Source organism: Shewanella sp. SM95 (assembly GCF_025653595.1).
In the GTDB taxonomy this organism is placed as follows: Bacteria; Pseudomonadota; Gammaproteobacteria; order Enterobacterales; family Shewanellaceae; genus Shewanella; species Shewanella oncorhynchi.
This window is the reverse complement of the sequence record NZ_JAKKSE010000030.1, coordinates 43,544-50,477: the sequence shown is the minus strand read 5'-3', so window position 1 is coordinate 50,477 and position 6,934 is coordinate 43,544. Positions and strand designations below refer to the sequence as shown.

The window sequence follows — 6,934 nt, the reverse complement described above, 5'->3', positions numbered from 1 at the left end:
CATAACGATAAGGCAAGGCTCAATTTTCGCGACAAAGGGCAGCAAGTCTTTGCGTCTAAGCATTTTCTTTTTGATTAACTTGCCCGCTTTATCGACGCCAACAGCATGAAAAACAGACTTTGCGATATCTAAACCGATTGTAGTAATCTTCATAGGTGGACCCGTCCTCTTTCTGATGAGTTTTAGCGACTACATCGTGGCCCATTGCGAGGCCGATTTAAAGTGGATGGGTCCATTCCATTATCCATGCCTATCGACGTGCCGATGCGAGCCAAATGGCACCAGTAGAATATACAGGATTGATTTTTGCAGCCTTGTTAGGCTGGTGGATACTCGATGAAGAACTCAGCCTAGTGATTTTAATCGGTATTGGATTAGTCATTTTCTCATCCATATTGCCAAGCTACAGTGAGCTAAAGGCGAAATGGAAAAGCCGGCGAAGTTAACCTCGGCCGGCTCTTTAATTCGACATCACGATCGCAATATAGCTAAATCAATATGCCTTGTGCTTAGAAACGGAATTTACCGCCAATATACACACCATCTTCGAAAGTAAAATTGCGGGCATCATCGTATTCGAAGGCAATCTTGCGGTAACCAACATAAAGTGCCATGTTTGGCGTTATACGGTATTGCACTTTTGAGTCTAATTCATAATGACCATCAACATTGCCAAATGACAATACAGACGGTGCATAGTAAGCCGCGGCGTGCAGTGAAATATTGGGTCCCATTGATAGTGCATAACGACCACCAACAGAAATGGCACTGCCATTGGGTGAATAGTCAGACCAAAGCTGGCTTAACTGAGCACCGACCTCAAAGTGATGCACACCCGCATCATGAGTCATGTGCATTGCACCTTGAGCGATATGGCCACCTTCATCCGCATAGATATAACCCAAAACCGCGTTAGTATCTTTGTTCAATTGCAGTTCTAACTCAGTTGAAACCACATCGTTGTTCAACCCAAGATTAAATTCTGACGCATTCACTTGCAGCGCTGCTGCACTCAATAATAAGACACTTGCTACTCTGAACTTAGCCATAAAAAAACACCTCAATAATGACTGTGGGTAATAGCCGCGGATCATACCGAATAAATAAAGAAAATCAGCCTATTTGCGTATAAAGAGGGATTATTTGCGAGGAATTTACAAATGTAAAACAAGATGAAAACACATTAAGATCTAAGCATTTTCACTTACAACACAATTAGACCGTCGGGGTACGATCGCCAACTAAAGACTGCATTATCGCTTCAGCATCGACATTAACGCTTAAAGCTAAGTAATACCAACCCACAGTATTTCCCGTGCCACGGATACTCAAATAATTACGCCAAAACTGAAAACCTGCCTTCAATAAATTAGCTTGACTCGACGTGTTCTCGGCGCGAATTGTGGCGTATAAAATCAAGATCCCTAAAGCCTTAGCCACTTCGATACGTTTTTGCGTTAAACCTTGTGCTATGCCTTGACGCCGATAATGGGGCGATACCACCAGATAACCCAATTCACCGACAGTGCCTTTATCAACAGTGCCTTTACCAACAGTGCCTTTACCGGCTTTTATCGCAGCACAACCGACAATCTCACCCTCGATAGTTTTCGCTAAGATCACCGCACGGGAATGGAAAAAGACCTGATGATCCAACGGATGAGCATTATCATCACGCCCATCAATTAATTGTGCCGCCAGCGCTAATTCTTCCGGCTTTTTACCTATAACAAACTGAATGTTATTCATATCCAGATTAAACCGTTAATGTTCCCAACATACGGTGAATGCACACCAAATTGCCGTGCATTCATCTTCCAAACTCACCCAAGAACCCACGCTACAGATATAACAACGTCGCCATACCTAAGAAAGTAAAGAAACCCACCACATCGGTCACTGTCGTTAAGATCACTGAACCCGATAACGCCGCATCTTGATTAAACTTCTGCAACACCATAGGCACTATCACCCCAGCAATAGCGGCAACGGCCATATTAATCAATATCGCACAGCCAATCACTATACCTATCGTCGCTTCACCGAACCACCAGCCAGAGACTAAACCTATCACTATCGCCCACAAAAATCCGTTAACTATGCCAATGCCGAGTTCGTTTTTCATTAGCGAAAACAAGTTACCCGCCGAAATCTGTCCCATGGCCATACCGCGGATCATTAGCGTTAGAGATTGGCTCCCCGCGATACCGCCCATAGAAGCGACAATCGGCATCAACACAGCTAATGCAACCACTTGCGATAGGACATTTTCAAATAAACCAATAGTCGCTGAGGCAAGGAAAGCCGTCAGTAAATTGATCCCAAGCCATACAGCACGGCGCTGAGCACCTTTCATAATCGGGGCGAACAAGTCGTCGGATTCATCCATACCCGCTGTTGCCATCAACTGCGCCTCATAATGCTCACGCACTAATGCCGTTGCGGTTCGTAGCGTCACTCGGCCGATTAACTCTCCGGACTCATCAATCACAGGCAATTCAATTTCGCGGCTGTGCTCTATCGCTTCGGCCGCTTCTAAAAGACTCGTATCGGCGGATAACGCACGGCAGTCCTCAGACAAAAGTGAAATCAATAATTCATCGGGATTATGTTTAAAAATATCATAACGACGAACAGTACCTTGATACTTATCCAGATCATCAACGATAAACAAATTGTCGTTACAATCGAGCTCTATACGGCGAAAGAAGCGCTGCGCTTGAGCAACTGTCGCCTTATCACTGAGCACCAACATTTGATGATCGGTATAACGGCCGATTTCATTCTCAGAATATTGATCATAAAGTTCGAATCGTTGTCGCTGACGCTCCCCCATCTGAGCCAAGGCACGATCGGTAAAACTTTCAGGAAGATAATCACTCCACTCAATTAAATCTTCAGGGCTTAATTGCGCAAATAACAGATCCACTTCATTGTCAGGCATCCGCTTCAGGATCCCCATGCGCGGATCGGCACGCATTAAGCTCAACACTGTCACTCGGTCAGCAAATTCAACTTGCTGCCAACGCTCGTAACGCTCATCCAAGGGCAAGGATTCAAGCGCTAAGGCTATGGTTCCAGGTTCTGAGTCATTCAGAATTTCACTAAACACTTCAGCCTGTTCTTCGCCTTCAACTTCAGTGAGTTGTTGAACTACTTGCCCCACATCCGCTTGCATGTTTGTTTCGTATTCTGCGTCATTTTCTATCACACAGATGCCCTTTTCTTTAGCCACAAAATTGCTGTAACTATATTGATAATTAAGTAAATTAGCAAACCCACAAAATAAATTGCGCGCAATTATATTGCTGAAAATTATTTTAAAGTTTATGCTGTTTGGCTAAGATCCTACGGAGGTGAACATGACTACGAATATATACAGCCAATCAGCAACAGACATTCAAGGCAACGCGGTAAGCTTAGAGCAGTATCGGGGCAAAGTACTCTTAATCGTCAACACCGCCAGTGAATGTGGATTTACACCGCAATACAAAGGATTAGAAGCGCTATATCAAGAATACAAAGATCAAGGCTTAGTGATTTTGGGCTTTCCTTGCAATCAATTTGGCGCCCAAGAAAAAGCCGATGAACAAGGCATTCAAGCCTTTTGTGAATTGAATTTTGGCGTGACGTTTCCGCTATTTTCTAAAATAGAAGTGAATGGCGAACATACCCATCCACTTTATCAATACCTTAAGAAAGCCGCTCCCGGCGTATTAGGCACTCAAGGTATTAAATGGAATTTCACTAAATTTTTAGTTAATCGCCAAGGCGAAGCAATCGAAAGATTTGCATCAACGACCAAACCCGAAGCATTAGAAAGTAAAATTGCTGCTTTACTAAAATAATTTAATCACTATCTATTTGAAATCTTGCAGTTTATAAAAATTTAGATTTATTTTAATTTTTTTATGGAACTTTAACCGTACAAGGCCCCTCAAATGTATTGAACAGTGAATGTCTTTTTCATGTTCATCATCTCCCTGGGGCTTCTAGCGCAGTCCCCTTGACCTAGGAATAGGTCATTAGGCAACCATTAGGTTGCCTTTTTTTATCCCATCATTTTATATGTAAAACAAATGTAACAACTAAGTATGGGCACTCAATATCTCTCAAAAACTTTTTTTGTCTTTTTTCTGATATCTGTGAACTTAATTAAAAATGGCGACTCTGAGTATAGGTAAGGATTAACGGATAAGATTAAATGCACCTTGAGAATGAAATATGTGAAGTCGCAGTTTCATGCACTCAAATGACACAGTTTCTGTTTTATCGCATTGAGTCGAATTGGTTGGTCGTTCATCATCTCCCTTTTGGGACACAATAGAAAACACGCTAGCGCACTGAATTCTATTTGTATCCCGCACTGATTTCCTTGTGGCAACCTTAGGTTGCCATTTTTTTTGCTCAAATTTCAACAAGCGCTAACGCTAGCTCATAGATTAATAAATCTGGCACGCATTTAATTTTTATCCCCATGATTTTAATGTAAAAAATATAACACTTAAGTGTAAGCACTCAGTATTCCCCAGAAAAATGTCCCAGAAAATCTTTTTGAAACTTTTTGGGATTTTTTTCTGATATCAGTGAACTTAATTAAAAATGGCGACTCTGAGTATAGGTAAGGATTAACGGATAAGATTAAATGCACCTTGAGAATGAAATATGTGAAGTCGCAGTTTCATGCACTCAAATGACACAGTTTCTGTTTTATCGCATTGAGTCGAATTGGTTGGTCGTTCATCATCATCTCCCTTTTGGGACACAATAGAAAACACGCTAGCGCATTGAATTCTATTTGTATCTCACACTGATTTCTTTGTGGCAACCCATAGGTTGCCATTTTTTTTACCTAAATTTCTATAAGCTGAGTGATTTGTCCAATTGAACTTGAATCGAAGGATGATAGCCTGCACGAGCCTTTGTATAGATGTCTTTTAATTCAGAGTGATATCCCGCAATTTGTAACTCAGCATAGAGTGGCCGCACAAATTTACCGCGTCCAATACGCACTAAATAGGCACTTAATGCCGGCAACACAGGATCATAATGATTACGAATCGCGACTCGAAACCAATCACAGGCAATTTCTGCATTAGTCGATTGGGTTAATTGGAAGGTTTCATCCAGATCCATCAATTGAACTTGACTAACGACTTCAGGTAATTGGGTCAGAAAATATTGCCAATGGTGCACTCGCCAATCTTTAACGCTTAATCGGCCCGCTGCTGTTCCCTGTAAAAAACACGCCAGCGCATCATCGACTTTATCTAAACTCATGGATGTTGGTCCGCAATAGCCCTCAGGTAAGCCTTCACCATAAATCCACGTTAATAGTTCAGCTTCAGTGATTTTATCTGCGTGTAATTGCAATAAAGTTTGTTTTGCGTACTCGACAAACACTTCGGTGGTAATGGCTTTAAACGCAAAATGATTCACATAAGTGAGTAAAAATTTATCAAATTCTACTCGCCCTAGCCTGCGCTCTAAATCATGGACAAACATCGAAGCCTTATCATAAGTAAAACGATTAAAGGCAAGATTAGGATCGTCCTGCTGCACATTAGCGGGTAAAGTTTGCTTACCCGTAGGCAAAGACGCGATTTCTTCTTTTAAGCGACCAAACTCTATTACCCATTCTAATTCTGCCTGTTCTTTTCCATAGACAGCCTCGACAATACGGTTAGTAAAATAGGTCGTGAAACCTTCGTTTAACCAGAGATCACGCCAAGTTGCATTACTGACCAAATTGCCCGTCCATGAATGCGCTAACTCATGGGCAACGGTTGACACTAAGCTTTTATCACCAGCAATGAGTGTGGGCGTTAAAAAGGCTAAACGCGGATTTTCCATTCCACCGAATGGGAAACTCGGCGGCAAGATAATCATGTCATAGCGGCCCCATACGTAAGGACCTAACAATGACTCGGCAACGTCGAGCATGTGTTCAGTATCTTCAAACTCTTTTGCGGCGGCCGCTAGCATGCTCGGCTCGGTATACACGCCGCATCTTGGACCTATCGCTTGAAAGGCAATATCACCCACAGCCAAGGCCATTAAATGGGTCGGAATAGGCTGTTCCATCTCAAAGTGAAACACACCATTAAGTGGCGTATCGGGATGATTCATCGCGCTCATAACGGCGCGCATGCCTTTGGGCACTTGCACCTTAGCATCAAAAGTGATCCGCGCCTTAGGCGTATCTTGTAATGGGATCCAACTGCGGGCATTGATCGGTTGCGATTGACTAAAGAGGTAAGGTAACTGTTTACCCGCGGTTTGCTCAGGCGCTAGCCACTGTAATCCTTGGGCAGACGGCGAAGTTTGATAGTGAATACAAACCTGCCTGCAAAGAAATGCAGGTAAAGTGATACACAATTTTTGCCCGAGTATGGGGTCAGCTTCATTAAGCACAAAGTCGAGCGGTTCTTCATCCATTTCTGTTAATGCATTCACCCCCTCTGTAGCATTAAAGCAAGTCACAGCAAGTATGGTTAGATCTCGACTATCAAGCCAAAGCTCTGTTACATCACACTCAAGAAAATCCAAGGACAGCGTCGCTTTAGCGAAAAGACGCTGCGCGTCAAAATCCACCATGACATCCAAAGAGACATGGGTCACTTGCACTTGTTCGGTATTCGCAAAAGAATGGTAATCTCGGGTTAAATCCCAAGGGGCTACATCAGCTAATGTACTCTTAGTTGGTTGCAACACTGTCGCCTCGATATTCAAGTTTTGAGCGGTATGTTCTAAATAGTGAGTTATGAGTTACCTTGCTGTGGTGACGGGCTTGATAACTTATCACTAATCATTGGGAGGTATTATCGACTGCAAATTTACTCAGAGGCAAATCGTAACTGAGCTTTAAAGATCCTTAGGAACAAGTTTTTTGTAACAGTTCATCTTTAGGTGTAGGTACCGAGTTTGCAATAGG

At 42.7% G+C, this 6,934-nt stretch carries 5 protein-coding genes and 2 pseudogenes; 2 read left to right on the top strand and 5 right to left on the bottom strand.

The features are described 5' to 3' along the window. Positions 1-153: pseudogene (locus tag L5M29_RS21500) on the bottom strand (IS110 family transposase); the annotation flags it as partial. Between the two features lie 71 nt (positions 154-224). Between L5M29_RS21500 and L5M29_RS21495 the strand changes: the two are divergent. After that, positions 225-446: pseudogene (locus L5M29_RS21495) on the top strand (EamA family transporter); the annotation flags it as partial. A gap of 63 nt (positions 447-509) precedes the next feature. On the opposite strand, the gene L5M29_RS21490 reads toward L5M29_RS21495, so the two are convergent. From L5M29_RS21490 to L5M29_RS21480, 3 genes are all read right to left on the bottom strand, one after another. Then, positions 510-1,049 carry a YfaZ family outer membrane protein gene (locus L5M29_RS21490; RefSeq protein WP_168823283.1) on the bottom strand — a complete coding sequence of 180 codons (540 nt, stop codon included), beginning with the start codon at positions 1,047-1,049 and terminating at the stop codon, positions 510-512. A gap of 166 nt (positions 1,050-1,215) precedes the next feature. Beyond that, positions 1,216-1,749: a GNAT family N-acetyltransferase gene (locus tag L5M29_RS21485; protein WP_263169994.1), complete on the bottom strand. Its 534-nt coding sequence runs from the start codon at positions 1,747-1,749 to the stop codon at positions 1,216-1,218. A gap of 91 nt (positions 1,750-1,840) precedes the next feature. Beyond that, positions 1,841-3,211, bottom strand: a complete 1,371-nt coding sequence (locus L5M29_RS21480) for a magnesium transporter (RefSeq protein WP_028760672.1) — start codon at positions 3,209-3,211, stop codon at positions 1,841-1,843. Positions 3,212-3,362: 151 nt separating this feature from the next. On the opposite strand from L5M29_RS21480, the gene L5M29_RS21475 reads away from it, so the two are divergent. Further along, complete coding sequence (locus L5M29_RS21475; protein ID WP_012588182.1) at positions 3,363-3,848, top strand: glutathione peroxidase; 486 nt, start codon at positions 3,363-3,365, stop codon at positions 3,846-3,848. A gap of 1,012 nt (positions 3,849-4,860) precedes the next feature. On the opposite strand, the gene L5M29_RS21470 is transcribed toward L5M29_RS21475, so the two are convergent. Then, a complete protein-coding gene (locus tag L5M29_RS21470; protein ID WP_173245966.1) occupies positions 4,861-6,714 on the bottom strand; it encodes a M1 family metallopeptidase in 1,854 nt (617 codons plus the stop codon). Positions 6,715-6,934 lie beyond the last annotated feature (220 nt).

Bases quoted from the DNA above. Each gene is read 5' to 3' on its own strand.
- L5M29_RS21490 (WP_168823283.1), bottom strand. From the start codon at position 1,049: ATGGCTAAGTTCAGAGTAGCAAGTGTCTTATTATTGAGTGCAGCAGCG.
- L5M29_RS21485 (WP_263169994.1), bottom strand. From the start codon at position 1,749: ATGAATAACATTCAGTTTGTTATAGGTAAAAAGCCGGAAGAATTAGCG.
- L5M29_RS21475 (WP_012588182.1), top strand. From the start codon at position 3,363: ATGACTACGAATATATACAGCCAATCAGCAACAGACATTCAAGGCAAC.